General features: G+C 41.6%; 31 protein-coding genes. 2 read left to right on the top strand and 29 right to left on the bottom strand.

The annotated features are described in order from the left end of the window. Window positions 1-14 precede the first annotated feature (14 nt). Window positions 15-749, bottom strand: coding sequence for a YwmB family TATA-box binding protein (locus ACSBQP_RS11600; RefSeq protein ID WP_008343385.1), 735 nt, complete (start codon window positions 747-749; stop codon window positions 15-17). Window positions 750-877: 128 nt separating this feature from the next. Further along, window positions 878-1,108: a DUF1146 family protein gene (locus tag ACSBQP_RS11605; protein WP_008343389.1), complete on the bottom strand. Its 231-nt coding sequence runs from the start codon at window positions 1,106-1,108 to the stop codon at window positions 878-880. A gap of 170 nt (window positions 1,109-1,278) precedes the next feature. Between ACSBQP_RS11605 and ACSBQP_RS11610 the strand changes: the two genes are divergently transcribed. Next, window positions 1,279-1,755: a hypothetical protein gene (locus tag ACSBQP_RS11610; protein WP_017360036.1), complete on the top strand. Its 477-nt coding sequence runs from the start codon at window positions 1,279-1,281 to the stop codon at window positions 1,753-1,755. A 42-nt stretch (window positions 1,756-1,797) separates the two neighbouring features. Here ACSBQP_RS11610 and ACSBQP_RS11615 read toward each other — a convergent pair whose 3' ends face one another. The 21 genes from ACSBQP_RS11615 to prfA form a co-directional block, all read right to left on the bottom strand. Beyond that, window positions 1,798-2,193: a F0F1 ATP synthase subunit epsilon gene (locus ACSBQP_RS11615; RefSeq protein ID WP_008343393.1), complete on the bottom strand. Its 396-nt coding sequence runs from the start codon at window positions 2,191-2,193 to the stop codon at window positions 1,798-1,800. A gap of 24 nt (window positions 2,194-2,217) precedes the next feature. Then, window positions 2,218-3,639, bottom strand: coding sequence for a F0F1 ATP synthase subunit beta (gene atpD, locus ACSBQP_RS11620; RefSeq protein ID WP_008343395.1), 1,422 nt, complete (start codon window positions 3,637-3,639; stop codon window positions 2,218-2,220). A 24-nt stretch (window positions 3,640-3,663) separates the two neighbouring features. After that, complete coding sequence (locus ACSBQP_RS11625; RefSeq protein ID WP_007497628.1) at window positions 3,664-4,530, bottom strand: F0F1 ATP synthase subunit gamma; 867 nt, start codon at window positions 4,528-4,530, stop codon at window positions 3,664-3,666. An 88-nt stretch (window positions 4,531-4,618) separates the two neighbouring features. Then, complete coding sequence (gene atpA / locus ACSBQP_RS11630) at window positions 4,619-6,127, bottom strand: F0F1 ATP synthase subunit alpha (RefSeq protein WP_035389793.1); 1,509 nt, start codon at window positions 6,125-6,127, stop codon at window positions 4,619-4,621. Between the two features lie 16 nt (window positions 6,128-6,143). Continuing rightward, window positions 6,144-6,689, bottom strand: coding sequence for a F0F1 ATP synthase subunit delta (locus tag ACSBQP_RS11635; RefSeq protein WP_007497632.1), 546 nt, complete (start codon window positions 6,687-6,689; stop codon window positions 6,144-6,146). After that, on the bottom strand, window positions 6,686-7,198 hold the full coding sequence (atpF, locus tag ACSBQP_RS11640) for a F0F1 ATP synthase subunit B (protein ID WP_007497634.1): 513 nt from the start codon (window positions 7,196-7,198) through the stop codon (window positions 6,686-6,688). The genes ACSBQP_RS11635 and atpF overlap by 4 nt, the downstream gene beginning before the upstream one ends. Before the next feature lie 120 nt (window positions 7,199-7,318). Continuing rightward, complete coding sequence (gene atpE, locus ACSBQP_RS11645) at window positions 7,319-7,531, bottom strand: F0F1 ATP synthase subunit C (RefSeq protein WP_003214968.1); 213 nt, start codon at window positions 7,529-7,531, stop codon at window positions 7,319-7,321. A gap of 48 nt (window positions 7,532-7,579) precedes the next feature. Continuing rightward, complete coding sequence (gene atpB, locus ACSBQP_RS11650) at window positions 7,580-8,314, bottom strand: F0F1 ATP synthase subunit A (RefSeq protein ID WP_007497637.1); 735 nt, start codon at window positions 8,312-8,314, stop codon at window positions 7,580-7,582. Between the two features lie 7 nt (window positions 8,315-8,321). Further along, window positions 8,322-8,705, bottom strand: coding sequence for an ATP synthase subunit I (locus ACSBQP_RS11655; RefSeq protein WP_007497639.1), 384 nt, complete (start codon window positions 8,703-8,705; stop codon window positions 8,322-8,324). A 498-nt stretch (window positions 8,706-9,203) separates the two neighbouring features. Continuing rightward, complete coding sequence (gene upp, locus ACSBQP_RS11660) at window positions 9,204-9,833, bottom strand: uracil phosphoribosyltransferase (RefSeq protein ID WP_003214553.1); 630 nt, start codon at window positions 9,831-9,833, stop codon at window positions 9,204-9,206. A gap of 147 nt (window positions 9,834-9,980) precedes the next feature. Beyond that, window positions 9,981-11,228 (bottom strand): serine hydroxymethyltransferase, encoded by a 1,248-nt coding sequence (glyA, locus tag ACSBQP_RS11665; RefSeq protein WP_024718755.1) that lies wholly within the window; start codon window positions 11,226-11,228, stop codon window positions 9,981-9,983. Window positions 11,229-11,405: 177 nt separating this feature from the next. Further along, window positions 11,406-11,945 carry a TIGR01440 family protein gene (locus ACSBQP_RS11670; RefSeq protein ID WP_435028433.1) on the bottom strand — a complete coding sequence of 180 codons (540 nt, stop codon included), beginning with the start codon at window positions 11,943-11,945 and terminating at the stop codon, window positions 11,406-11,408. Window positions 11,946-11,957: 12 nt separating this feature from the next. Beyond that, on the bottom strand, window positions 11,958-12,407 hold the full coding sequence (gene rpiB, locus ACSBQP_RS11675) for a ribose 5-phosphate isomerase B (protein ID WP_003214714.1): 450 nt from the start codon (window positions 12,405-12,407) through the stop codon (window positions 11,958-11,960). Between the two features lie 141 nt (window positions 12,408-12,548). Further along, window positions 12,549-13,007 carry a low molecular weight protein arginine phosphatase gene (locus ACSBQP_RS11680; protein ID WP_098680538.1) on the bottom strand — a complete coding sequence of 153 codons (459 nt, stop codon included), beginning with the start codon at window positions 13,005-13,007 and terminating at the stop codon, window positions 12,549-12,551. Window positions 13,008-13,070: 63 nt separating this feature from the next. Further along, entirely contained in the window at window positions 13,071-13,625 is a 555-nt protein-coding gene (locus ACSBQP_RS11685) for a manganese efflux pump MntP (RefSeq protein ID WP_076821259.1), read from the bottom strand. A 60-nt stretch (window positions 13,626-13,685) separates the two neighbouring features. Then, complete coding sequence (locus ACSBQP_RS11690; RefSeq protein WP_024718758.1) at window positions 13,686-14,738, bottom strand: L-threonylcarbamoyladenylate synthase; 1,053 nt, start codon at window positions 14,736-14,738, stop codon at window positions 13,686-13,688. Window positions 14,739-14,899: 161 nt separating this feature from the next. Then, complete coding sequence (locus ACSBQP_RS11695) at window positions 14,900-15,343, bottom strand: GNAT family N-acetyltransferase (protein ID WP_007497650.1); 444 nt, start codon at window positions 15,341-15,343, stop codon at window positions 14,900-14,902. A 63-nt stretch (window positions 15,344-15,406) separates the two neighbouring features. Further along, window positions 15,407-16,057: a stage II sporulation protein R gene (gene spoIIR, locus ACSBQP_RS11700; RefSeq protein WP_007497652.1), complete on the bottom strand. Its 651-nt coding sequence runs from the start codon at window positions 16,055-16,057 to the stop codon at window positions 15,407-15,409. Between the two features lie 163 nt (window positions 16,058-16,220). Further along, window positions 16,221-16,700 (bottom strand): hypothetical protein, encoded by a 480-nt coding sequence (locus ACSBQP_RS11705; protein WP_048001105.1) that lies wholly within the window; start codon window positions 16,698-16,700, stop codon window positions 16,221-16,223. Between the two features lie 137 nt (window positions 16,701-16,837). Continuing rightward, entirely contained in the window at window positions 16,838-17,725 is an 888-nt protein-coding gene (gene prmC / locus ACSBQP_RS11710; RefSeq protein WP_282833326.1) for a peptide chain release factor N(5)-glutamine methyltransferase, read from the bottom strand. Beyond that, window positions 17,715-18,782, bottom strand: coding sequence for a peptide chain release factor 1 (prfA, locus tag ACSBQP_RS11715; protein WP_008343422.1), 1,068 nt, complete (start codon window positions 18,780-18,782; stop codon window positions 17,715-17,717). Before prfA ends, prmC begins: the two co-directional genes overlap by 11 nt. Before the next feature lie 210 nt (window positions 18,783-18,992). Here prfA and racA point away from each other — a divergent pair, with 210 nt between their 5' ends. Further along, window positions 18,993-19,544 (top strand): chromosome-anchoring protein RacA, encoded by a 552-nt coding sequence (gene racA, locus ACSBQP_RS11720; protein ID WP_435028434.1) that lies wholly within the window; start codon window positions 18,993-18,995, stop codon window positions 19,542-19,544. 35 nt (window positions 19,545-19,579) lie between these two features. Here racA and ACSBQP_RS11725 read toward each other — a convergent pair whose 3' ends face one another. The 6 genes from ACSBQP_RS11725 to glpX form a co-directional block, all read right to left on the bottom strand. Then, complete coding sequence (locus ACSBQP_RS11725; RefSeq protein WP_017368214.1) at window positions 19,580-20,536, bottom strand: AEC family transporter; 957 nt, start codon at window positions 20,534-20,536, stop codon at window positions 19,580-19,582. 91 nt (window positions 20,537-20,627) lie between these two features. Continuing rightward, a complete protein-coding gene (malS, locus tag ACSBQP_RS11730) occupies window positions 20,628-22,328 on the bottom strand; it encodes an oxaloacetate-decarboxylating malate dehydrogenase (protein WP_024718762.1) in 1,701 nt (566 codons plus the stop codon). Window positions 22,329-22,607: 279 nt separating this feature from the next. Continuing rightward, entirely contained in the window at window positions 22,608-23,210 is a 603-nt protein-coding gene (locus ACSBQP_RS11735; protein ID WP_007497666.1) for a thymidine kinase, read from the bottom strand. Window positions 23,211-23,297: 87 nt separating this feature from the next. Continuing rightward, window positions 23,298-23,498, bottom strand: coding sequence for a 50S ribosomal protein L31 (gene rpmE / locus ACSBQP_RS11740; protein WP_003215407.1), 201 nt, complete (start codon window positions 23,496-23,498; stop codon window positions 23,298-23,300). Window positions 23,499-23,628: 130 nt separating this feature from the next. Then, on the bottom strand, window positions 23,629-24,912 hold the full coding sequence (gene rho / locus ACSBQP_RS11745; protein WP_007497667.1) for a transcription termination factor Rho: 1,284 nt from the start codon (window positions 24,910-24,912) through the stop codon (window positions 23,629-23,631). Window positions 24,913-25,277: 365 nt separating this feature from the next. After that, window positions 25,278-26,243 carry a class II fructose-bisphosphatase gene (glpX, locus tag ACSBQP_RS11750; protein ID WP_007497670.1) on the bottom strand — a complete coding sequence of 322 codons (966 nt, stop codon included), beginning with the start codon at window positions 26,241-26,243 and terminating at the stop codon, window positions 25,278-25,280. Between the last annotated feature and the right edge of the window lie 14 nt (window positions 26,244-26,257).

Here is a 26,257-nt window from a genome sequence, read left to right on the forward strand (position 1 = left end):
CCAAATTCTCTATATTAATATTCAGTCGTTACGATTGGTGTGCCAACCGTAATCGTATGATTTTCGTTCATTTCCGAACTTCTGATGGCAATTTGAACATTCATTTTATCATTTGAAGTCATAATGAACTGTTCCCACTTCTCTGTGTAAGCGGAAAGCGACACAAAATTAGACTCAACGAGATACTCAACTGGTTTTGCTTGAAATTCATTTGCTATCATTTCAGCTTTTTTTTGCAAAACAACATCCATCATACCATTTACATGACCATCGAGACAAGTAAAAATCACAAATTTTTCTTGTAATATGCTTTTTGCATGACGTACGAACTGATCATATGTATGCTCCCAGGTATTCAGTGGGCGAGCACCTTTTTGCTCATATAATAAATACGACTTTTGGTTTGATTTTGTGTCGGTCTTCACGAGTAAAATTTTCGATAATGTATCATTTTTTTCATCTTTGTAAATTCCTGTGACTTTGGTGACATGTTTCTCTTTTTTTTCGGTCCACTCATACTGTCGTAGTTCGTCTTTCAAACGTTTCACTTTTTTTGAAAATTGTTCGGATGAAATGTCTATATTTGTTTTGGCATGAAGCGTCCATCCACTTACTTCGATTTGCTGGTTTTTCATACCTTCTGCTATTTGGGCGAGCGTGGATGTTTCTTCCGCCCGAACACCTTGAATCATCAGAACAAAAAAAAGAATAAATGCAAATAATGGCCAACCTTTTAAATACTTTCTCACTTGTCATTCCCCCTTGCTACAAGTGTTGCCGCAAGGAGATCAATGCATACGTGGAAAAGTCATCAAAGGCCATATTTTTGACACTTCTTTTTACGTTCCCGCAGAAGGCAGTGACCAAACCTTTTATGTTAAAACATATAAGGGATTTGTCTGGAGAAATTTAAATAATCAAGGAAGAAATTGCTGACTGCCGATGCAATAGCAATCGTGAGCAGCATCATGAGCAATCTAGCTTGAATAATTTTTCCTTTTTTAATCAGTGGATCAATATTCACCGCAAGCAATGCCCACCACGTAATGGCGATAAAAAATAGGTGGATCACAATACTGACAATTGCTTGTTGTCCTACGTCTTCCATACACTTGAATCCTCCTTTTATTGATTTCTGTAAAGGAAAACTCCCTTTCATTATATCCTCCAAAATCGGAAAGATGAATCATTTGGAAAAAAGAGCTACATTTAGAGTGAATCCCCTCTTATTCTGATGCGAAGGAGATGATATACTGCGGTGGAAGGAGCTGATCATATTTGAAAGATTCTTTTCCTGACTTTGTTGATTTGTACGGAGAACTGGTTCCCTCATTTGAACATGAATGGGAAGCCATTGCTTTCTACTTTGATTATAGACAGACACAGCTAGAAGAATTAGCACAATTGTGTCATTTTCATAACATTTCTTTGGATTACTCAGAGGAAAGCCTTTATCAGTTAGAGTCATTATACTTCGATGCCTTCCGTCAGCAGCTTTTTGCTGAGTGGAAAATGCCTATTGATGCATTGGAAGCGATGTTGAGTGTGTACATGGGAGAGGTTGTCATCAAGCATCATTCAGATGCTGATTGGGTCGTGCGGCCTTATATGGACTCTTCGCATCAATATACCCTTGGCTTACGCAGAAACAATAAAACATGGCATTGCAGTACGCAATTTTGCGAGCAGTTATATCTAGAAAAGCAAGCATCTCATCCGTATGTGTCGATGTATCAATCTCTCATGTCATCCTAAAAAAAATCCTTCTTATCACAGTGATAAGAAGGATTTTCTGTTTTATTTCCCTGCTACATTTAAACGGTTTAATGCCCGTTTTAATGCGAGTTCCGCCCTGCGTACATCACTTTCATTCGGGTGGTTCAAATGCTCTTCAGCACGCTGTTTCGCTGATTTTGCACGATCGACATCAACTTTGTCTGATGTTTCAGCAGCCTGAGCAAGAATGGTTACTTTTTCGGGGCGAACTTCAACAAATCCACCGCTTACTGCAACCAATTCAGTTGATCCACTATGTTTTAAGCGAACTGCACCGATTTTTAGCGGAGCAACCATTGGAACGTGGCCAGCTAAAATCCCAAGCTCACCGCTTTCTGCTCTTACACTGACCATTTCCACATCCGCTTCATACACTGGGCCGTCGGGAGTAACGATATTGACTTGAACGGTCTTCATGCTTTTACCCTCCTAAGGACCAGATTAGGCCTCTACACCCATCTCTTTGGCTTTTTCAACCACTTCTTCAATGCGGCCGACTAAGCGGAATGCATCTTCTGGAAGGTGATCGTATTTACCAGATAAGATTTCCTTGAAGCCTTTAACAGTTTCTTGCAATGGCACATAAGAACCTTTTTGACCAGTAAACTGTTCTGCTACGTGGAAGTTTTGAGATAGGAAGAATTGAACACGACGAGCTCTGTGTACCACAAGCTTATCGTCCTCAGATAATTCATCCATACCTAAAATGGCAATGATATCTTGCAATTCTTTATAACGCTGCAATGTTTGCTGAACTTCACGTGCGATCGCATAATGCTCTTCGCCAACAATCTCAGGTGCAAGGGCACGAGATGTTGAAGCAAGTGGATCTACCGCTGGGTAAATCCCCATCTCTGTCAGCTTACGCTCAAGGTTTGTCGTTGCATCAAGGTGAGCGAACGTTGTAGCTGGAGCTGGATCTGTATAGTCATCCGCAGGTACATAAATCGCTTGAATCGATGTAACCGATCCTACGTTTGTAGACGTGATACGCTCTTGAAGCTGACCCATTTCTGTTGCAAGAGTTGGCTGATAACCTACCGCTGAAGGCATACGTCCAAGAAGGGCTGATACTTCAGAACCTGCTTGTGTAAAACGATAGATGTTATCGATGAAGAACAATACGTCTTGACCTTGTTCATCACGGAAATGCTCTGCCATTGTCAAACCAGTTAGAGCTACACGCATACGTGCACCTGGCGGCTCGTTCATTTGGCCGAAGACCATCGCTGTTTTTTCGATAACGCCAGAATCTTTCATTTCGTAGTAAAGGTCATTTCCTTCACGTGTACGCTCTCCAACACCAGCGAATACAGAAATACCGCCGTGTTCTTGTGCGATGTTGTTGATCAATTCTTGAATCAGAACGGTTTTACCAACACCGGCTCCACCGAATAGACCGATCTTTCCACCTTTGATGTAAGGAGCAAGAAGGTCAACAACTTTGATACCTGTTTCAAGAATTTCAACTTCTGTAGAAAGTTGATCAAAAGAAGGCGCTTGTCTGTGGATTGGGTCTCTTTGCGCTTCCACACCAAGTGGCTCATCTAAATCAATGTTATCTCCCAGTACGTTGAATACACGTCCAAGTGTTACGTTACCAACTGGTACTGAAATTGGTTTTCCAAGGTCTACAGCTTCCATACCGCGCTTCACACCGTCTGTTGATGCCATTGCGATGGTTCTCACTGTATCATCACCTAAATGTAGTGCTACTTCTAAAGTTAAGTCGATATCAACTTCACTTTCGCTTTCCGCTTTATGCGAAACTTTGATCGCATTATAAATCTCAGGCAAGTGACCGTCTTCAAAACGAACGTCTACGACTGGTCCCATGATCTGACTGATGCGTCCTGTTTTCATTGCATTCCCTCCTGACAATTATTTCTATTCTAAGGCAGCTGCTCCGCCGACAATTTCTGTAATCTCTTGTGTAATCGCTGCTTGACGAGCACGGTTGTAAGAGAGTGTCAGGCTGTCGATCAATTCTTTTGCGTTGTCTGTTGCACTCTTCATTGCTGTCATCCTTGCAGCATGTTCACTTGCTTTGCTGTCAAGAAGCGCACCGAAAATCAAACTCTCTGCATATTGAGGAAGGAGAACTTCAAGAATTTCTTCTTCAGAAGGCTCAAACTCATAAGATGCGGAACGTTTATTTGGTGTCGCTGCGGCCGAAAGGTCCGTTAGCGGCAATAATTTTTTCTCTGTTACTTCTTGTGAAATGGCACTGACGAAATGGTTATAGAACATGTAAAGCTCATCAAACGCTTCATCAGAGAACATTTGCACTGTACTGCTTGCTAATTCTTTAATATCAGCAAACGCTACTTCGTCTCCAAGCCCTGTTACTTCAGAAATAACTGGAATACCACGCTTTTTGAAGAAGTCGCGTCCGATTTTACCAATCACAATCACCGCATATTCATCAGCAGATTGATGACGAGATTGAATGGCTTGGTAAGCGGCACGTAAAATCGAGCTGTTAAAAGGTCCTGCAAGTCCTCGATCAGATGTAATGACGAGATACCCTGTTTTCTTAACAGGTCTTGAAAGAAGCATTGGGTGCTTAGCACTTGTTCCAGTTGCGATTGCCGCAACGACTTCTTGGATTTTCTCCATGTAAGGAACAAAGGACTTCGCATTATTTTCAGCACGATTCAGTTTCGCAGCTGATACCATTTGCATCGCTTTTGTGATCTGACTCGATTTTTTTGTTGACGTGATCCTTGACTTAATATCGCGTAATGAGGCCAAAGATTTCACCACCTTTTTTCAGGAATCCGTGTTCATTTACGTGAAAAGAGAGAAAAAGAGAATCTTTTTCTCTCGGAAAGATTACTAATTAGTTGCTTGGTGCAAACGTACGTTTAAAGCCTTCGATCGCTGTTTTCCACTCTTCATCAGCAGGCATGTTTCCTGTTTGAGAGATTGTGTCAAACAAGTCTTTATGGTTTTCTTCAATGTACATGAATAACTCAGCTTCAAAGCGTTTGACATCAGCAATCGCTACATCATCTAAGTATCCTCTTGTCAGTGCATAAAGAATCGCTACTTGTTTTTCAACTTTCAGCGGTTTGTTCAAGTCTTGTTTTAAGACTTCAACTGTTCTAGCACCACGGTTTAATTTGGCTTGAGTCGCTTGGTCTAGATCAGATCCAAACTGAGCGAATGCTTCAAGCTCACGATAAGAAGCAAGATCCAGACGAAGTGTACCTGCTACCTTTTTCATCGCTTTGATTTGTGCAGAACCACCTACACGAGATACAGACAATCCTGCGTTTACCGCTGGACGTACGCCTGAGAAGAAGAGGTCAGATTGTAAGAAGATCTGTCCATCTGTGATTGAGATAACGTTTGTTGGGATATATGCAGAGATATCACCAGCTTGCGTTTCTACGAAAGGCAATGCTGTGATAGAACCGCCACCCTTTTCATCACTAAGCTTCGCTGCACGCTCTAATAAACGAGAGTGAAGATAGAAAACATCACCAGGGAATGCTTCACGACCTGGAGGACGACGAAGCAATAATGAAAGCTCACGGTAAGCTGCCGCTTGTTTAGAAAGGTCATCATACACAACAAGCACATGCTTGCCGTTATACATGAATTCCTCACCCATCGTTACACCTGCATAAGGAGCAAGGTAAAGAAGTGGAGCTGGCTGTGATGCAGAAGCTGTGACAACGATTGTGTAGTCAAGCGCACCATGCTTACGAAGTGTTTCAACAACACCACGAACAGTTGATTCTTTTTGTCCGATCGCTACATAGATACAGATCATGTCTTGATCTTTTTGGTTCAGGATCGTATCAATTGCAACAGATGTTTTACCTGTTTGACGGTCCCCAATGATCAATTCACGCTGTCCGCGTCCGATTGGAATCAAGGCATCAATTGCTTTAATTCCCGTTTGAAGCGGCTCATGTACCGATTTACGATCCATAACGCCTGGTGCTTCACTTTCGATTGGACGTGTTTTGCTTGTTAAAATTGGACCTAGTCCATCAACAGGCTGACCAAGTGGGTTCACAATACGTCCGATTAACTCTTCTCCTACTGGAACCTCCATGATACGACCTGTACGTTTTACGTCGTCACCTTCACGGATATCTTTGTAAGGTCCTAAGATTACGATACCTACGTTAGACTCCTCAAGGTTTTGAGCCATACCCATTACACCGTTAGAGAACTCAACAAGCTCTCCTGCCATAATGTTGTCAAGGCCATGTACACGCGCGATACCGTCCCCTACTTGAATGACTGTACCGACATCTTTTACTTCAATTTCAGATTGATAGTTTTGGATTTGCTGCTTTATCAGCGCGCTAATCTCTTCAGCTTTGATACTCACTAAGGTTTCACCCCTTCTAACGATTTTCGCCTGCAAGCTGACGTTCAATGCGGGAAAGCTTTCCGCTGACACTGCCGTCATAAATGCGGTTTCCGATACGGATTTTCACTCCGCCTATTAGATCCTTGTCAATCACGTTTTCAACACGTAGTGATGTGACTCCGGCTTTTTTGGCAAATACTTCAGATAAAGATTGAATTTCAGCTCCGCTGAGCGGTTTAACTGAATACACGATCGCATCGTCTATTTGTTTCGTACGGTTTGCAAGTTTCACAAACTCAGACGCCATTTCAGGAAAAATATTCGTGCGTCCGCGGTCAATCAGTAAATACATTGTGTGCAAAACATATGTCGAAACACCTTTGAAAGCTTCTGCAATCAGATGTTTCTTTTTGTCTGCCGTAATCTTCGGATGAACAAGAAAGTCATTTAATTCTTGGTCAGCCTTGAGAACTTTTTTGATCTCATTCAGCTCTTTTTCAGTTTCGTCTACTGCCGAAGAAGCAAGAACGATGTCAAAAAGAGCAGAAGCGTAACGCTTAGAGACAATAGTCACGCTCATCGGCTTTCGCCTGCCTCTTTAAGATACTCTTGGATCAATTTCTCTTGTGCTTGCTCATCAAGTTCTTTTTCAATCACTTTAGAAGCAATTAATACAGATAGTGATGCAACTTGCTCACGCAGTGCAGCCACAGCTTGTTCTTTTTCTTTCACGATTTCAGTTCTAGCAGACTCTTTCAAGCGCTCTGATTCTTGACGCGCTGCTTGAATGATATCTTCTTTTTGTTTCTCACCAATCTTTTTCGCATTTTCGATGAGTGTATGTGATTCTTCGCGTGCTTCTTTTAATAAGACACGTTGTTCTTCAAGAAGCTTTTCAGCTTGAACGTGCTTTTCTTCAGCACTTGAAATTTCATTTCCTATATAATCTTCACGCTGTTTCATAATCCCTAATAAAGGCTTAAGCGCAAATTTCTTTAAAAGTGCAAGCAGGATGAGCATAGCGATCAGCTGGAATATGATATCTCCGGTGTTTAGACCTGCTCCTAAAACTACTGGTAACTGAGACATTTAGTACGGCAACTCCCTTCTTTAAATAATATGTTAAGAAACAAAACATAAAGGAATGGCGAAGTTTCGAACTAATCTGATCTTCGCCATTAAAATTCATATTAGAACGCTTCTCACATATTAACCAAAGAATGCCAAGAATGCGATAACGACAGCGATAATTGGAAGTGCCTCAACTAAAGCTACCCCGATGAACATAAGTGTTCTTAGTTCTCTACCAGCCTCTGGCTGACGAGCGATTCCTTCAACTGTTTTAGATACGATTAGACCGTTACCAATACCTGCTCCTAGTGCTCCTAAACCGATTGCAATTGCTGCTGCTATTAAATTCATTAAAAAGCTCCTCCTTTAAAATAACGTCCATTTTGGACTCTCAATTTTTTAGTGTTCGTCGCTGACTTTATGGGAGATATACACCATTGTCAGCATGGTGAAGATAAATGCCTGGATGGTTCCGACAAACAAACTGAATGCCTGCCATACAATCATCGGCACGATGGCACCTAATGTACCAATGATACCTAGTGCAAGGTTTTGCGAATAGAAATTAGTCGCAAGTCCTGCAAGTAAACCAAGAAGAATCTCTCCAGCGAAAATATTTCCATAAAGACGCAAACCAAGTGTTAATGTGTTTGCAAATTCTTCAATAATTTTCAGCGGTACTAAGAGTGGGATTGGTCTAAAGTAGTCTTTTGTATATTCCTTGACTCCTTTTGCTTTAACACCATAGTAGTGTGTCAATCCCATGACCATAACCGCTAGTGTCATTGTGATTGCAGGATCAGCAGTTGGTGATTTCCACCATAAGTTGTGATCGACCGTAATCGAGAATGGCAGTCCAAGCATGTTTGAAACAAATATGTACATGAGTAATGTAACGCCAAGCGCTAGAAATGGGGCTCCTGTTTTCATGTCCATCGAACTACCTATGATATTTCGAACAAAATCAACAATCCATTCCATGAAGTTCTGCGCCTTTGTCGGACGAATAGCCAGAACACGAGTAGTCAGCACCGCTATGAGAAGAACGATGATACTAGCAATCGTAATCATGAGAACATTGGATAAGTTGAACGTTAACCCTAAAAATTCTGTAGTTTTTGAACTGTGACCCAAAGAGTATTCACCTCTCTTCCATAGTAGAACGTTTAAGTTGAATGAAGGAATCTATCATAATGACAGGATATATTGTCATTAATCCTATAACAACACCTGCCAGATGAACTTCGTTAGGGTAACGCCAAGCAATCGCTACTGCGAGAATTGCGTTGGCCCACCTGGCTGTACTTCCCATTGAACGAATAGATTTTCCTTTTTTAACTGCTCGATCAAAAGCATGCATTCTCCGAATAAGCAGGAATAAATTAAAGAAAGCAAAAATTGTGCCGATAATGAAACCAAGAAACAGTGGTTTAAAACCAGGCATGGCATAGCCAAACACAAAAATTGCCAATAAATAGAACATATATTTACTCTGTCTGCGGAAAATGACGTTTGGATCGTTCATTCATCTGACTCCCGATGAAAAATATTGTAAAAAAGGTGATAAATGGTGATGAAAACTGCGTAGAAGACGCTTATAATAAGCCGTCCTGTTTGAAAAAAATCAATCACCCATCGGTCTAATTGTGCAATCAGACTTGAAATCTTTAGATCTATGGGATTCTGCTTCATTCGCTGATACAAACCCTGATTATTAAAGGGTTCACAATGAGGATTAGTAGAGTGCTATAGGCTATGAAAACCTTACCATAATACCCTCGTTTAGCATACAATAGCGTCTATGATGTGTCAATCCGTTGAAAGTTAAAAAACTTTTCTATAATGAGAGAGCACACAAAATGTTCACAATTTCATCAAACTTTAGGAGAGTTGTGACATTCATTCAAAAAAACTGCTAATGTTCAGTATACATTGATTTTTCTAAGAACGATATCAACCGTTTGTCATATTTTTCAAAAAAGCCCACATGCACGTTTGCATGTGGGCTTTTCATGAATCATTCTTATTTTGTTCCATACATACGGTCACCAGCATCACCAAGACCTGGGATGATGTAACCTTTTTCGTTTAACTTCTCATCTAATGCCGCAATGTAGATATCAACATCTGGATGATGTTTTTGCATTTCTTCTACACCTTCTGGCGCAGCAATCAGACACATGAAGCGGATGTTTTTCGCACCGCGTTTTTTCAAGCTGTTTAATGCTTCTACTGCTGATCCGCCCGTTGCAAGCATTGGGTCTACTACGATAAATTCACGCTCTTCCACATCAGATGGAAGCTTCACATAATATTCAACAGGCTTTAATGTCTTCGGATCACGGTATAAACCGACATGTCCCACTTTGGCAGCTGGAATGAGTTTCAAAATCCCGTCTACCATTCCAAGACCTGCTCTTAAAATCGGCACAACTCCGAGTTTTTTACCTGAGATCACGTTTGATTTAGCGACTTGTACAGGTGTTTCTACATCTACCTCTTCTAGCGGTAAGTCTCTTGTGATTTCAAATGCCATTAATGTTGCGACTTCATCCACTAGCTCTCTAAATTCTTTTGTTCCTGTATGAACGTCACGAATATATGTAAGTTTGTGCTGAATAAGCGGGTGATCAAATACATAAACCTTTGCCATTGCTTGCTACAACTCCTTTTCTGTCATCTTCCGGTGAACTTTGCACACTTCCTACAATTCTACATAAAAAGACATCATCTTTCAATATGATTCGCAAATCCTACAAAAAAAACCCACATGCCAAAAATAGGCAAATGGGTCTACATCTTAATAATCTAATTCTTGATATAGAGGGAAACGAGCTGTCAGATCAGATACACGCTTTTTCGCCTCTTCTAATTTCGCTTCATCTTCATGATGTTTCAGCGCAAGCGCAATGATGGAACCGACTTCTTTCATCGCTTCTTGATCGAAGCCACGGCTTGTCACTGCTGCTGTACCTACACGTACACCACTTGTAACAAATGGTTTCTCTGGATCATATGGAATTGCATTTTTGTTCACCGTGATACCAATTTCATCAAGAACGTTTTCTGCAATTTTTCCTGTAATGCCAAGAGAGCGCAAGTCGATGAGAACAAGATGGTTATCTGTTCCACCAGATACAAGCTGAATATCCTCAGATAAAAGGGTTTCAGCTAGTTGTTTTGCGTTATCAATCACATTTTGTGCATATGTTTTGAAATCTCCGTTCAATACTTCACCGAAAGAAACAGCTTTTGCAGAGATCACATGCATGAGTGGTCCACCTTGAATACCAGGGAAGATCGATTTGTCGATCTTTTTACCAAACTCTTCACGGCATAGAATCATTCCGCCGCGAGGTCCGCGCAATGTTTTGTGAGTTGTCGTTGTCACAAAGTCAGCGTAAGGAACTGGATTTGGATGAAGACCTGCTGCAACAAGACCCGCGATGTGAGCCATGTCCACCATAAAGTAAGCACCGACTTCATCAGCAATCTCACGGAACTTTTTGAAATCAATTTGACGTGGGTAAGCACTTGCACCCGCTACGATTAGTTTCGGCTTATGCTCACGTGCTTTTTCAAGTACATCTTGGTAGTCGATATGTTGTGTTTCTTTATCTACACCGTATTCTACAAAGTTGTACTGTACGCCGCTAAAGTTTACAGGGCTTCCATGTGTTAAATGCCCGCCATGTGATAAGTTCATGCCTAGCACTGTATCGCCATGCTCAAGGATTGTAAAGTATACGGCCATATTCGCTTGAGCTCCTGAGTGAGGCTGTACGTTCACATACTCAGCGCCAAAAATTTCTTTTGCGCGGTCACGTGCGATATCTTCTACAACGTCTACATGTTCACAGCCGCCATAGTAGCGTTTACCAGGGTAACCTTCTGCATATTTGTTTGTTAAGACAGAGCCCTGCGCTTCCATGACTGCTTCGCTTACGAAGTTTTCTGATGCAATTAATTCGATTTTGTCCTGCTGGCGTTTCCGCTCTAGTTGAATTGCTTTGAATACTTGTGCGTCTTGCTCAGGTAAATGTTTCATCAGCGAAATCCTCTCCAATCTATTTCCATTCGATGTTTTCACCATCTCATTGTACACGGTTTTTGAGTAAAATGTAAAAGTTTTTTTTGGAAAATCGACTTCTTTTTTATGAAAACCCGAATATTCAAGGGGTGAAGCGTCTTCATCATTCAACATTATATTAGAAATATATCCGAACTATGATCTTGTATAAATGGCTCGTTCTCCGCCAATCAGCTTTGGACGAGTTTTTGCAAACGTCACATGTGCTTGTCCTAATTGATGACGGCTGAGACGGACCGGTACGGCTACCCGCTTTAAGTGCATGCCGATGAATGTATCACCGATATCAATACCTGCATGTGCTGAAATGGATTCAACCAGCACAGGGTGTTCCATTTGCTGATACGCATGCGCCGCCATAGAACCACCCGCCTGACGGACAGGTACAGCCGCTACAATTTCTAAGTTAAGCCGGTACGCCACCTCTTCTTCCACAACGAGGGCACGATTCAAATGCTCGCAGCATTGGAAGGCCAATTCAATTCCTATCTCGCGCCTCAGTTGATCGAGCTCTTGATAAATAGCTTCAGCAATTTGCTCACTTCCCGCTGTCCCAATGTGCTCGCCAGCCACTTCTGACGTACTGCAGCCAATCACTAAAATGTGGCCGGCTCGCAGTTCAACTGTTTGATGAAACTCTTTTAACATCTCAAGCCAATCTTGACCAATGTTCATGTTAAGCGCTCCTTACAGATGCTTTTCTTCGTAATCAGCGATTTTACCAATCCGCACAGCATGACGTCCTGCAGTAAATTCTGTTGTCAGCCAAATGTGAGCAATCTCTCTTGCCAATCCTGGTCCAATGACTCGTTCTCCCATCGCAAGAACATTTGTATCATTATGTTCTCTCGTCGCCTTTGCACTGAATGTATCATGCGCCAGTGCACAGCGGATGCCTTTCACTTTGTTTGCTGAAATGCTCATACCGATACCTGTCCCGCAAATCAAAATGCCGCGATCGACTTCCCCGTTTGCCACCATATTGGCTACAGGAAAAGCATAGTCAGGGTAGTCTACAGAACCTGATCCACATTCACAACCCATATCAATGTATTCAATCTTTAATTCATCCATTAGTTGTTTGATTTCTTCACGAATATTCGTTCCGCCGTGATCGGATGCAATGGCTACTTTCATCGGGCAATTCCTCCTAAGGGTGAGTTAATCTGTCATGTCTTACATTCATTTTTTATTTACAGTTATATTTTAACCTCTGCCTAGTCATTTGCAAACAAAAGCAGAAAAACCGTTTGCGCAACGGTTTTACAGGTTGTCCATTTATGAGGATTTGTGATCCTGTTTAAGCTTTTTAGCAAGTTGATACAATAGCGTTTCTAGTTCATCTCGTGTCTCCTGATAAATGGAGAGACTCCCTCCAAATGGATCCGACACGTCACCTTCTGATCCTGTCGCAAATTCTTTTAAAGTGAAGACCTTGTCTTTCACATGAGCATATTGCTCCACAATCAACTGTTTATGCTGAATCGTCATGGTGAAGACATAATCTGCTTCATGAAGAAGTTCTTCTGTTAGTTTAGACGACGAGTGATTCAGTGGAATGCTTTTCTCAAATAATGCTTCGACTGCTTGAGGAGAAGCCTTCCCTGAATCAGAGGCGAAGATGCCCGCTGATTTTACAGTGACCTGTAAGCCTTTTTCATCTGCAATGGAGGAAAAAAGGGCTTGAGCCATCGGACTTCTGCAAGTATTTCCCGTACAAACAAATAAGATATTCATCTTTCGACCTCCTTTTCTTCTATTATATAGCATTTCATTCTACATGTTATGTAAGGAGACTGGCTAGAGCGGAAATAATAATTTGATTCCAAAGGCTAGTAAAATCAATCCACCAAGCGCCCCGCTGTATGAACCTACCCATGACCGAACCTGTTTACCGAGTAATAATCCAAGCCATGTGAGCATCATACTAAAAAAACCAAACAATAAAATGGTCATCAACACCCGAGAACCGTAAATCCCCAGGCTTAAGCCAACGGAAAAACTATCTAAACTCACACTTGTTGCAAAAAGAACGAGACCGGCCCCAACAGGTGCGATAAATGGCTTATCTTCTTTTCGAATAGAAGCGATGATCATTTGCAGACCCAGCACCAAAAGCAGCGCCCCACCTATATAGGTTGCTAGGAGCCCAAGCCAGCCAGATAAAAGCTGACCTGTTAGCATGCCAAAAAGAGGCATAAACATATGAAATATCCCAATGACAAGTCCAATATAAAGGATCTGGCGGAGTCTCAGCTGAATCATCCCCATGCCGAGTCCAACCGAAAAGGCATCCATTCCAAGTGCAAAAGCCATGATACTGAGTGTCAGCAATTCGCCAGCTAGTTCATTCATGTAAATCCCCCTTGGACACGCATTCTCCTTTAACCTATGTTTGTCCAAGAGAGGTTAGAACTATTTGAACGAAGAGAGGGTACGCCCTCCTGCCGCTTTTTGCAGACGGTTCATGATCGCAGAACCAACTCCCTGCTCTGAGAAGGCTTCTGAAATGATCAAGTCTACGTCCGTTTCGTCAAATTGTCTTAGCACACGATATAAGTTTGCCGCAACCGTTTCAGGCTTTTCTCTCCATCCACAGCTAAAGATAACATCCGCCGCAAACCATTCCTTCTTTTCTTCTGTCGTCAGCACACCTACTTTTAGTCCTTCAGCTCGGTACTTCTGAATGTGCAGCTGCATGTCTTCATCACTTCCATGAAATATATACATTTGTGCTTCAGGTGCATAATGTGTATATTTCATTCCCGGCGATACTGGCGCCTCATCCTTTTTCGTCAACCCTGGATCCGTGTTGACCGTTCCTACGACCTCTTCTAATGCTTCTTTTGTAATACCGCCCGGCCTTAAGATCACTGGAATCTCGTCTACACAAGATACAACCGTTGACTCCACGCCAATACCTGTTGAACCACCATCGACAATGCCTGCAATTTTCCCATCAAGATCACTCGCGACATGATCCGCAAGTGTCGGCGACGGTTTTCCCGAACGGTTGGCACTAGGCGCGGCAATTGGCAGACCAGCTGCTCGGATGAGTTCAAGCGCAACAGGATGATCAGGCATTCTTACGCCTACTGTCGTTAAACCTGCCGTCACCTGCTTTGATAATGTGCCCGGCTTACAAGGTAGAACAATGGTGAGAGCGCCTGGCCAAAAGGCATCCATCAGCGCTGTTACTTTTTCATTTTCTATTTGCGCAAATTCATGAAGCTGTTGAACGTCCGCAATGTGAACAATCAACGGATTATCACTTGGGCGTCCTTTCGCTTCATAAATTTTCTTCACAGCCTCTGTCTCTTTTGCATTTGCCCCTAGTCCATAAACCGTTTCTGTCGGAAAAGCGACCACTTCATTCTGCCGCAACAACAGAGCTGCTTGTTCAATTTGTGGATAGTATGTGGATAAATCCTTTTTTAAATCCACAGACCACCTTTTTGTATTTAACATCATACAAACTCCTTTTAAAAAAGATAAAACTGTTGATATATCTCAATTATCCTTTTGAAAGTATAAAAGATGATGCTAAATAAAACAAGCGTTGTCCACAATTTGTGGATAACGCTTGTTTTACAGTGGATAAGTATGTGAATAAGTCCGGTGTTTTGTGATTAACTAGCTGTTTTTTGCAGCACAACCGCCTGCTCTTTTCCCAATGACTCTTTTGCATGCGCAGATACCCACACACTTTCTGGGATTTCCTCTATAGGCGTAAAGCCCATCAGCGCTAAAAAATCATGCGAAGAGGAGTGATTGGCTACAACATAAAAGGTGTCCACACCTTGTTTTTCCCCTAGCGTTTGAACACTTTGGAACAGAGAAACGATATGCCCCTGACCAAGTTTATCTGATATCACAAGTGATCTTAGCAATCCTTCTTGTTCATTTAGTCGTTCAAGACCTAAACAGCCTGCAAGCTCACCGTCTGCATCTTCCATGACCACAAATGACGTACGCTCTGCAATCGTCACCCCGCCTTTTGCTTGGCCTTTTTCAAGAAAAGCATTAATGGCCGGGGCATCTTCTTCTGTCGCTATTCTTAATTGATAATACATGCTTTCACCTCTTTTTGTTCTCTTACTTCAACTCTATGAGGCAAAAACAGATTTAGACCTTTTTTAAGAGAAAAGACTAGAGACCCATTCGAACAGAAAGAATTTCACTTCACCCGTCTCTTCTTCTTTTACCACTTCATTGACAGATTCATTTGATGGCTCTGCGGCTACCTGCTCTTTATCATCTCCTTCTGGTGAGGCGATCGCTTCTCCGTTTGAAAAATCGATAAAGCAGAGAGGTGGGAATAACACACACCACCAATTGGCTCCGTCTCCTTCCCCTAACGTAATCAAAATGGCTTCATATTTCCCAGCAGGATAAACAAAGTTGCCATATAGCTTTGTTGGGAATGAGGCTTTTTGAAAGCTGACCGATACGGATTGATCAATGTGTTGTTCCTTTAATTTTGCTTTGGCGATACGATTGATGTCTGGAAGCTTTGAACGAATCACACGTCTGGCTTCTTCAATGGATGTGAGGTCTTTCACCCACTCCGTTATATTGGCATTGACCTCATCTCGAATACTTCGTTTCACATCTTGATCTGCCGACCGGTCACTGTTGGCTAAAATGCGTAAACGAATGGCTTCATCTGGAATCACAACAGGCTGATTGGCAGAAGCAGCTGCCGTCTCCTCTTTTCCAAGGTTTGCAAAAGCACCACATAATAATAGAAACATATAAAGACAAATCATCATTTTACTTTTGAACATGATGTGTTCCCCCCACTTTTTCTCTTCGCTACAAACATTGTGTCCAGGAAACGCATCTCGTAAACAGCAAAAATGATTTTTTTAATAGATTATGAGTAAAAAACAACTACATGAGGTGAGCGAATCAATGTTTTTTCTGCATGCAAAAAAGCCATTCAACAACTTATGAACGGCTTTTTAGTGAGGATTGATAATCGGAAGGGTACAATCTCCCATCCCAATCTCGGCTGATTTTTAATCCCGCATCTGTTTTGATCACTGTCATTGCACCTTTTTTCTCGATTTCCTTTTTGACCTTTCCTTTATGGTCAATAAATTGAATGATCATTTCATAGTCAAATTCAATCCTGTCATCGCTTTCATCTGAAGGTGTAAACGTAATTTTTTTCAGTTTAATTTGACAATCTTGATCTTTTGCTGCTTCTAATACACTTGGAAACATGCTGTCTTGTGTATATTCTTGATATTCATGCTCGGTTAAATAATCCTTTAACTTCTCCTTCATGTCAGATAGGTCATCCGTCCGATTCACTGTGTATTGTGCTTTTTTATAGTTTTCCCCAAATGCTGCTGCTTCTTTTTTAAAGCTCGGTTTACCGCAAGCACTCACAATCAATAGTACACTGACGATGACCAACACCATCGCATACCTTCTGTTCACACCATTCGCTCCTTCAAAACAAATTTATGTAAAAAATCATGATCAGAATGTTCATTCTTCTATATATACGTTTCCCTTTTACCATAAGTTTCATCTTTACATAATAAAATAGTCCGACTTTATTCAGCCGGACTTCCGTTTTGAATGTGTGCGCAAACCGCTCGATCCTTTCCATTGATATCCTTGATGATATGAACATCAGCTGAAGGGAACGCCTGCAAAAGAAGCGCTTTTACATCTTGTGCTTGTGTATGTCCTATTTCAAAGACAACCACCGCTTGCTGATGAAGTACTTTGTGGAGATCACAGGCGATACGCTCATAAAACCACAGGCCATCACGCCCATCTGTCAGCGCATTGACAGGTTCATGCTTTGTGACAACCTCTGATAAACCATCCATTTCTTCTGCCGCAATATAAGGCGGATTGGAAATAAACACATCGACTTTGATGCCTTGAGCCATAATCGGTTCAAGTAAATCCCCTTGGACAAAATGAACGTCTGCACCAAGCGCTTCTTGATTTCGCTTTGCTACTTCAAGTGCTTCATGTGAAATATCCGTCGCTGTCACAGTGAGAGATTCTTTTTCAAGAGCTAACGTAATCGCAATTGCACCGCTACCTGTTCCTACATCAACCGCTTTAAGCGGCTGATCATCAGGAAACACACGATTCATCATATTCAATGCCGCCAGCACCACTTCCTCCGTTTCAGGACGAGGAATCAGAACGTGTTTGTTTACCTCAAAAGGACGCCCATAAAAAAATTCAACACCCGTTAAATGCTGCACAGGCACTCCACGCTTGTGTTGCGTAACGAACTTGCTGAATTGTGAATCTTGCTCCTCTGGCAGTGGATCATGAAAACGGGCAAGAAGTTCACTTCTGCTCCATCCAAGCACATGCATCAACATTAACTCTGCTGCGTTTTGGTCTCTGCCCGCTTCCGTTAACAAAGAAGAAGCCCATTTAAGGGCTTCAAAGATCGTTCGCTCTTTATTTTGCATTTTGAAGTTTTCTTGCTTGGTCTTCCATAATTAATGCATCAATGACCTCGTCAAGTTTTCCTTCTAAAATTTGATCAAGCTTTTGAATCGTCAATCCAATGCGGTGGTCCGTCACGCGGTTTTGCGGGAAATTGTACGTACGGATACGCTCTGAACGATCCCCTGTTCCAACAGCAGATTTACGGGTTTGGTCATATTCAGCTTGTGCTTCACGCTGGAATTTATCATAAATTCTCGCACGCAAAACTTTCATCGCTTTTTCTTTGTTTTTGATTTGTGATTTCTCATCCTGACAGGAAACCACTACACCGGTTGGAAGGTGGGTCAAACGAACAGCAGACATTGTGGTATTAACACTTTGTCCCCCTGGTCCGCTTGATGCAAATGTATCCACACGAATATCTTTTTCGTGGATATCAATTTCAACTTCCTCCGCTTCTGGTAATACAGCAACTGTCGCTGTTGATGTATGAATACGGCCGCCTGACTCAGTTTCAGGAACACGCTGCACGCGGTGTGCACCGTTTTCAAACTTTAGTTTAGAATATGCACCTTTACCGCTAATCATAAAGATGATCTCCTTATAACCGCCAGTTCCAGTGACACTCGCTTCCATGACTTCCGTTTTCCAGCCTTGCATTTCAGCATAACGGCTGTACATACGGTACAGGTTTCCTGCAAACAGCGCAGCCTCTTCTCCGCCCGCTGCACCACGAACCTCCACAATAACGTTCTTATCGTCATTCGGATCTTTCGGAATGAGTAAGATTTTCAGCTCGTCTTCTAAACGTTCTGTTTCCTCTGTGAGCTCTGAAATTTCTTCTTTGACCATGTCGCGCATATCGGCATCGAGCTTATCTTCCAGCATGGCTTTCGCATCACTTAGCTGATCATATGCCGCACGATATTGTCTATATACCTCAACAGTTTCTTGAATATCAGATTGTTCCTTCGAATATTCACGAAGCTTCTTAGGGTCGTTCACCACTTCAGGGTCACTTAAATATTCATTTAGCTTTTCATAGCGTTCTTCAATTGATTTTAAACGGTCTAACATGGTCTTCACCTCTGTTTTGTGCGTAACAGTCTAATTATAGTATAGCGGGGTATGACAGTCAAAAAAATTTCCAAAACAATTGATTTTCTGCAATTTTTCACTAGAAAACACGATCTTTGGCGATTGGTTACTTGTTTTGTCTAACGTGAAGGAACGGATGCTCACGAAAGAGAATGGTACTTGTAATTGAAAAAAGGGAGGGCATTTGGTTTGAATACAAATGAGGTTGCAAAGGAAATTGGTGTATCTTCAAAAACCATTCAGCGCTGGGTCAAACAGCTCAACATCCCTGTCGTCCGGAATGAACTAGGACATTATGAATTTCATGATGACATTGTCCAGCTGCTCAAAGAGGTCCAACACCAAATGAACGAAGGTGTGATTCTCCATGACATTAGACTGCCGATCCATGAAGAAACCGCCCAGCAATTATCACCTACTGTAGAAACTTCTGACTCATCAAAACGGATAGAAGCCTTAGAAAAACAAATGAAACAGCTCCTTCAAGAGCAATCACATGTCAGTCATATTGAAGCCCGTTTTCAAGAATTAGAACGGAAACTCGCTAAGAAAGCAGATGAAGGCGTTTCCTACCAGCTCCTCCAGCACAGAAGAGAAATTGAAGAATTAACTGCAAAATTAGAACGCCTCACAGCCACATTGACAAAACCAAAACCATCAAAAGAAGAAGAAAAGGAAAAGGCACACCCCGAAATGAAAAAAAAGCGTGCACTCTTCCCTCTGTTTCATTCATTTCGCTAAGAAAGGCTGCCTAACGAGGCAGCCTTTCTACTATATTATACGGTAAGTGCAATAATGATTGGTAATGTAATGAGTGACATGATCGCACTGATCACAAATGCGGATGCTGTTTCTGCTTCCTGTTTCTCAAATCGAGTGGCGATCATGGCCGCAACAGCTGAACCTGGGAAGGCAACAAGCAATACAGCTTTTGTAATTTCATCCGCCGAAAGACCCATAAGAATGGCGATGAAATACATAAGTAACGGTTGTACAGCTACTTTGAGCAATGCGATACTGAAAGCTGGTAAGCTCAGTTTAATCTTGCGGATACCGACTGTGACACCGACTGCAAAGAGCGCAACCCCTGATGTCACACTTCCAATTTCCTCTAGCATTTCATGTCCGATTTCAGGAAGTTTAAATCCTAAAAGAACAAGAATGATACTTGCTAACGGTGCAAGCGCAAGCGGCTCTGATAAACCGTGCAAAATCGCTTTCGTCGTCATTTTTAGGAAACTTTCGCCGTCTTTGGCTTTTCCTTTTGTTTTTTCACCGACAGTTGACACAATAATAGCAATTGGATCAAGCAATGCATTTACAACTATTCCGGTAATAGCAATCGGAATTGCAACTTCTTGAGCCCCAAATAAACTGCCCAAGACCGGAATCCCCATAAATGCAAAGGTCGGTTGTGCTGAGTTTAATGAGAAAACAGATGAATCTGTTAAATCATATTTAAAAGCAAATTTCGTAACTAAAAGGATAATGATATAAAAGCCTACGATTCCGAAAATCAATGCAACGAAAAATGGAATTTGACTATAGAATTTATCTTTTGGTGTTGACAGAATGCTGGCGATAAAGTGCGCTGGCAAAGCATACTTTGTAACAAGTGTACTTACACCTTTTGCAGATTTAGCGTCATAGCTGCCGAAGTTCCCTGCGAACCAACCCAGCGCGATAACGAAAAAAATCGGTGCTAGGAGGATCAAAATATTTAAAAAGTCCATCTTACTATTCCTCCTTGAATCCTTTACATGTTTCTTATTTTATAGCGGCATTGCTTACATTACCCGAAACAATGCCGCGTTACACATTTTATTATGCTCTTACAATTTTTTTATATTCAGGAATCCACATAGCATCTTTCACAGCTTGTTCGATGTTGTCAGGTGTTCTTCTTGCGACACCATCTTTAATTGCTGCTTTTGCTACTTCAACAGCTACCTTGATTGATACTTCTTGCAATTTATCAATGCTTGGAAGCAGTCCAGCGCCTGGTTTTTCATGATCAACCATTTCAGCGATCGCATTTGCAGAAGCAACGAACATGCCTTTTGTGATAATTTTTGATTCCGTTACGATTGAACCAAGACCAAGTCCAGGGAAAACGAACGCATTGTTTGATTGTCCGATTTCATGTTCAATTCCGTTATACTCGACATTTTCGAATGGGCTTCCAGTTGCAACAAGCGCACGACCGTCTGTCCATTTGAATAGATCTTCCGGTACTGCTTCAGCAAGTGGAGTTGGGTTAGACATCGGCATGATCACTGGACGCTCTGTATGAGCTGCGATTTCTTTAATAATTTCTTCAGTGAATGCGCCGCCTTGACCTGATGTACCAATAAGAATGGTTGGCTTCACCTTGCGAACAGCTTCAGCAAATGAGATTTGTCCTTTTTCATCACGAGCCCAGCCTTCTACTTCATCAGAAGAACGAAGGTATGGTTTTTGGAAATCAAGCACTTCATCTTCAAACTGATCTGTTAGCAATCCTCTGTAGTCTAACGTCCAGAATGCATTGTTTGCTTCTTCTTCACTTAGACCTTCAAGAACCATTGTGTCACGCATTTGATCGGCGATTCCGATTCCAGCTGATCCAGCTCCGAAAATCATCACACGGTGATCTTTCAATTGAGTACCAGTTTTCTTGACAGCTGCAAGAACACCCGCTAAAGTAATGGCACCAGTACCTTGGATATCATCATTAAATGTTAAGATGTTGTCGTTGTATTTTTTCATGATGTTACGCGCATTTTTGTTTCCAAGGTCTTCCCAGTGAAGCAATGCTTTCGGGAAGAATTTAAGTGCTGCTTTTACATACGCATCAATGAACTCTTCGTATTTTTCACCTTGTACACGTTTGTGATGGTTCCCAATGTACAATGGATCATTTAATAATTTTTCATTGTTAGTTCCAACATCTAATACAACTGGAATCACGCGGCTTGGATCAATTCCTGCTGCAGCCGTGTAAACAGCTAGTTTACCAATTGCGATGTTGATACCACCAACACCCCAGTCACCAATTCCAAGAATACTCTCAGAGTCAGTTGCTACGATGAGGTCGATGTCGCCTGCTGTTGCATGTAAGTTTTCAAATGCTTTCTCAATACCGTCAATGTTGTCGATTGAAAGGTAGACACCATGAGGTCTTCTGTATTCATGGCTGTATTCTTGAATCGCTTCACCAACAGTTGGTGTGTAAACAACAGGAAGCATTTCACGAAGCTTGTCCGTTAGAAGCTTATAGAATAATACTTCGTTACGGTTTTGCAAATCACTTAAGTATACGTTTTGACGAAGACGATCTGGCTGAGCTAGAAATTGCTTGTATGCTCTCTCTGCTTGCTGTTCTAAAGTCAGAACAGTTGGAGGAAGTAATCCTTCTAATCCAAGCTCTTGTCTTTCTTCTTCAGAGAAAGCAACGCCTTTGTTCAACGTTGGAATCGATAATACATCTTTACCTGTCAAAGTGGTTTCGAGGTACCCTTCTTTTGTTTTCTTCACGTTGTTCATCAAAAACTACCCTCTTTCTAAAATATAAATAAAGTGAACTATTAATACAAAGAACGATCAAGGAGAAAAATCCTTAATCAAAAAAATTATGACAAGAAATCGAACTTTTCGTTTAAATGCTTTACACTACAGTTAGTCATTTTATGCCTGCTTATACCAAAACGCAAGCGTTGAAAATTAGATAATTTTTTCGTAGCGTTATTTAATTTATTTAAGTACAAATGATGGGTGTTCAGCCAAAATCTCGAAAAACGAAACACAGCGGCATTTGCTATTTTTTTAATTGTCAAGTGTTGTACCAACATCTAATTTTGGTACTTCATGGTGATGTCTGCATCGTGCTTCGTATGATTCCTGCGCACCTACTAAAATAATGGGATCATCATAGGATGCGGGTTTACCGTCGATCAAGCGTTGTGTTCTACTCGCTGGGGAGCCGCATACCGAACAAACTGCTTGAAGTTTTGTTACAAGCTCTGCACATGCCATTAAATGCGGAACAACACCAAATGGCTCTCCTCTGAAGTCTTGATCAAGGCCTGCAACAATGACTCGGTAGCCTTTATCAGCCAATTGAGTGACAATATCAATGATTGTCTCATCAAAAAATTGCACCTCATCAATGCCAATGACATCGGTTCGTTCTGATATGTGCGTTATTATGTCTTTTGGTGAGGTTACTGCAATCCCATCGACCGATGAACCGTTATGTGACACAACTGAGCTTGTGCTATACCGGTTATCAATCGCTGGTTTGAATATTTTTACTTCTTGTTTGGCAAAGGTGGCTCTTTTGGCTCTCCGAATCAATTCTTCCGACTTTCCAGAAAACATACTTCCGCAGATGACTTCAAGCCAACCGCTTTGTTTCATCACATACATAAGGTCTTCTCCCCCGTTTTAAAGTTCCATCAATCCACGTAAAAAAACAGGCAAGAACGGATTCCTGCCTGTTTATTGTATCTATTATTACTTAAGACCGTATTTTTTGTTAAAGCGGTCAACACGTCCATCAGCAGAAGCGAATTTTTGACGGCCTGTATAGAAAGGATGGCACTCAGAGCAAATCTCGATGCGTACCTCTTCTTTTACTGATCCAGTTTCAAACTCATTTCCACAAGCGCATTTGACTGTAGCTTTTTTGTAGTTAGGATGAATTCCTGTTTTCATCTACTGTCATCTCCTTCCGCCCTGAATCCAATTCGGAAACAGAGTTAATATCTCAGAATAAATTCTGAAACGCACATGATAAAATTATAACAGTGTGAGTCTATGATTGCAAATGTATTTTTTCAGGAAGCTATCTTCTTGATGCAGACATATTTGCTTGTTTCCACTCTTGCGTTAAAATATCGAAAAATTCTTGGTTTGTCTTTGTTTTTCTCATTTTGCGCATGAATTTCTCAGCGAAATCAGGTGTATCTGACATTGATTTTCTCATCGCCCATAGACGATCAAGATGTTCTTTAGGCACAAGCAGTTCTTCTTTTCTTGTACCGGAACGACGAATGTCGATGGCTGGGAAAATTCTTCTTTCTGCAAGAGAACGATCTAAATGGAGCTCCATGTTTCCTGTTCCTTTAAACTCTTCATAAATCACATCATCCATACGCGACCCCGTATCAACAAGTGCAGTAGCTAAAATGGTCAAGCTCCCACCTTCTTCGATGTTACGCGCAGCACCAAAGAAGCGTTTTGGACGGTGGAAAGCCGCTGGATCAATACCGCCGGAAAGCGTTCGACCGCTTGGCGGGATGACAAGGTTGTATGCACGAGCAAGCCTTGTGATGCTGTCCATTAAGATGATGACATCTTTTTTATGTTCAACTAGACGCATCGCACGCTCTAATACAAGCTCTGCTACTTTAATGTGGTTTTCCGGTACTTCGTCAAAGGTTGAGCTAACGACATCCCCTGCAACAGAACGTTCGATATCTGTTACTTCCTCTGGACGTTCGTCAATAAGAAGAACAATCAGTTCTGCCTCTGGATGATTTTCAGAGATGCTGTTGGCAATTTCTTTGAGCAAAATGGTTTTCCCAGCCTTAGGCGGTGCAACAATTAAACCACGTTGCCCAAACCCAACTGGCGCCATCATATCCATAATTCTAGTAGACAGGTGATTAGGCTGTGTTTCAAGAATCATTTGACGATCAGGGAATAGCGGCGTGAGTGCAGGAAAGTGAACACGTTCCTTAGCTGATTCTGGGTCGTCCCCATTTACCGCTTCGACATGAAGGAGGCCATAGTAGCGTTCATTCTCTTTTGGAGGTCGTACCTTTCCAGACACCTTATCACCATTTCTTAAATCAAAGCGTCTGATTTGTGAAGCTGAAATATAAATGTCTTCAGAACTTGGGGAGTAGTTAATTGGTCTTAAGAAACCAAATCCCTCTGACTGAATAATTTCTAGAACCCCTTCCATAAATAAGAGATCCTCTTGCTCAGCATTCGCCTTTAAGATGGCAAAAATTAATTCTTTTTTTGTTAGTTTGCTGTAATAAGAGATTTTGTACTTTTTTGCTAACTCATACAGCTCTTTTAATTTCATATTTTCCAAAGATGAAATCGAAACATCTTTCAATATGGACACCACACTTTTCTAGTCAATGTATTTCATTACAAATGCATGACCATTGTATTTGATTAGCTTTTAATTCCGTTTTTTGTTGGAATGACCTTGCTCTCATGGTAACGCTCCCACTCGTTTTATCGTAAAGATAGGAACAATGTGAAATAGAGCTTTGTCAACATAGAGAAGGATAATGAGTATATCGTCATGATGCGGCAGTATTTAAACTTGTTGAAGCTTAAAAGAAGTAAATTCGCAGAAAATTTCGCAGCACTCTTTAGTTTTACCTCATTTGCAGGGAATATTCAACTTTAAAAAGAAAATGATATATATTTGACACCTATATGAAAAGCGGGTAAAGAATACCCGCTTTCAGATTACGGACGAATGACAAGATTCGGTTTTTTCTTTAAACTGTGTCTGCCATCGACGAATCGAACAGTACCTGATTTCGCACGCATGACAACACTATGTGTTGTTCCAACAGAGCCTTTAAATTGAACACCTTTTAATAACTCGCCATCTGTTACACCTGTCGCTGCAAAAATGGCGTCATCGCCTTTCACGAGGTCTTCCATTCTGAGGACTTTTCCAACATCCAGTCCCATTTTCTCACAGCGTCTCAGCTCTTCTTCACTTTGTGGAAGAAGCTTACCGTGGATTTCTCCACCAAGTGCTTTAAGCGCAACAGCAGAAAGGACACCTTCAGGCGCTCCACCTGAACCAAATAGAATATCAACACCTGTGTGATCAAATGCTGTATTAATGGCTCCTGCAACGTCACCATCATCGATCAACTTGATTCTTGCTCCAGCTTCTCTCAGCTCAGCAATGATCTTTTCATGTCGCTCTCTGTTTAAAATTGTCGCAACAACATCTTCAATATCTTTGTTTTTTGCTTTTGCAACAGCACGAAGATTGTCAATGACAGGCGCTTCAATGTCGATGCAGCCTACCGCTTCTGGACCTACTGCGATCTTATCCATGTACATATCAGGTGCATTCAGCAAGTTGCCATGATCAGCAACAGCGATAACAGCTAAAGCATTCCAGCCGCCACTTGCCACAATATTTGTTCCTTCCAATGGATCAACAGCGACATCCACGCGAGGTCCATATCCGTTTCCAAGCTTTTCCCCAATATAAAGCATTGGCGCTTCGTCCATTTCTCCCTCGCCGATGACCACAGTTCCCTTCATCGGAATCGTATCAAATACATCACGCATGGCACTTGTTGCAGCATCATCCGCTTCGTCTTTTAAACCTCTACCCATCCAACGAGCAGATTTTAATGCAGCTGCTTCTGTCACCCGTACTAGTTCCATCGATAAACTTCTTTCCATTTTTGTCCAAATCT

The sequence above is a fragment of the Bacillus sp. G402 genome (assembly GCF_051172515.1).
GTDB classification, from domain to species: domain Bacteria; phylum Bacillota; class Bacilli; order Bacillales; family Bacillaceae; genus Bacillus; species Bacillus altitudinis.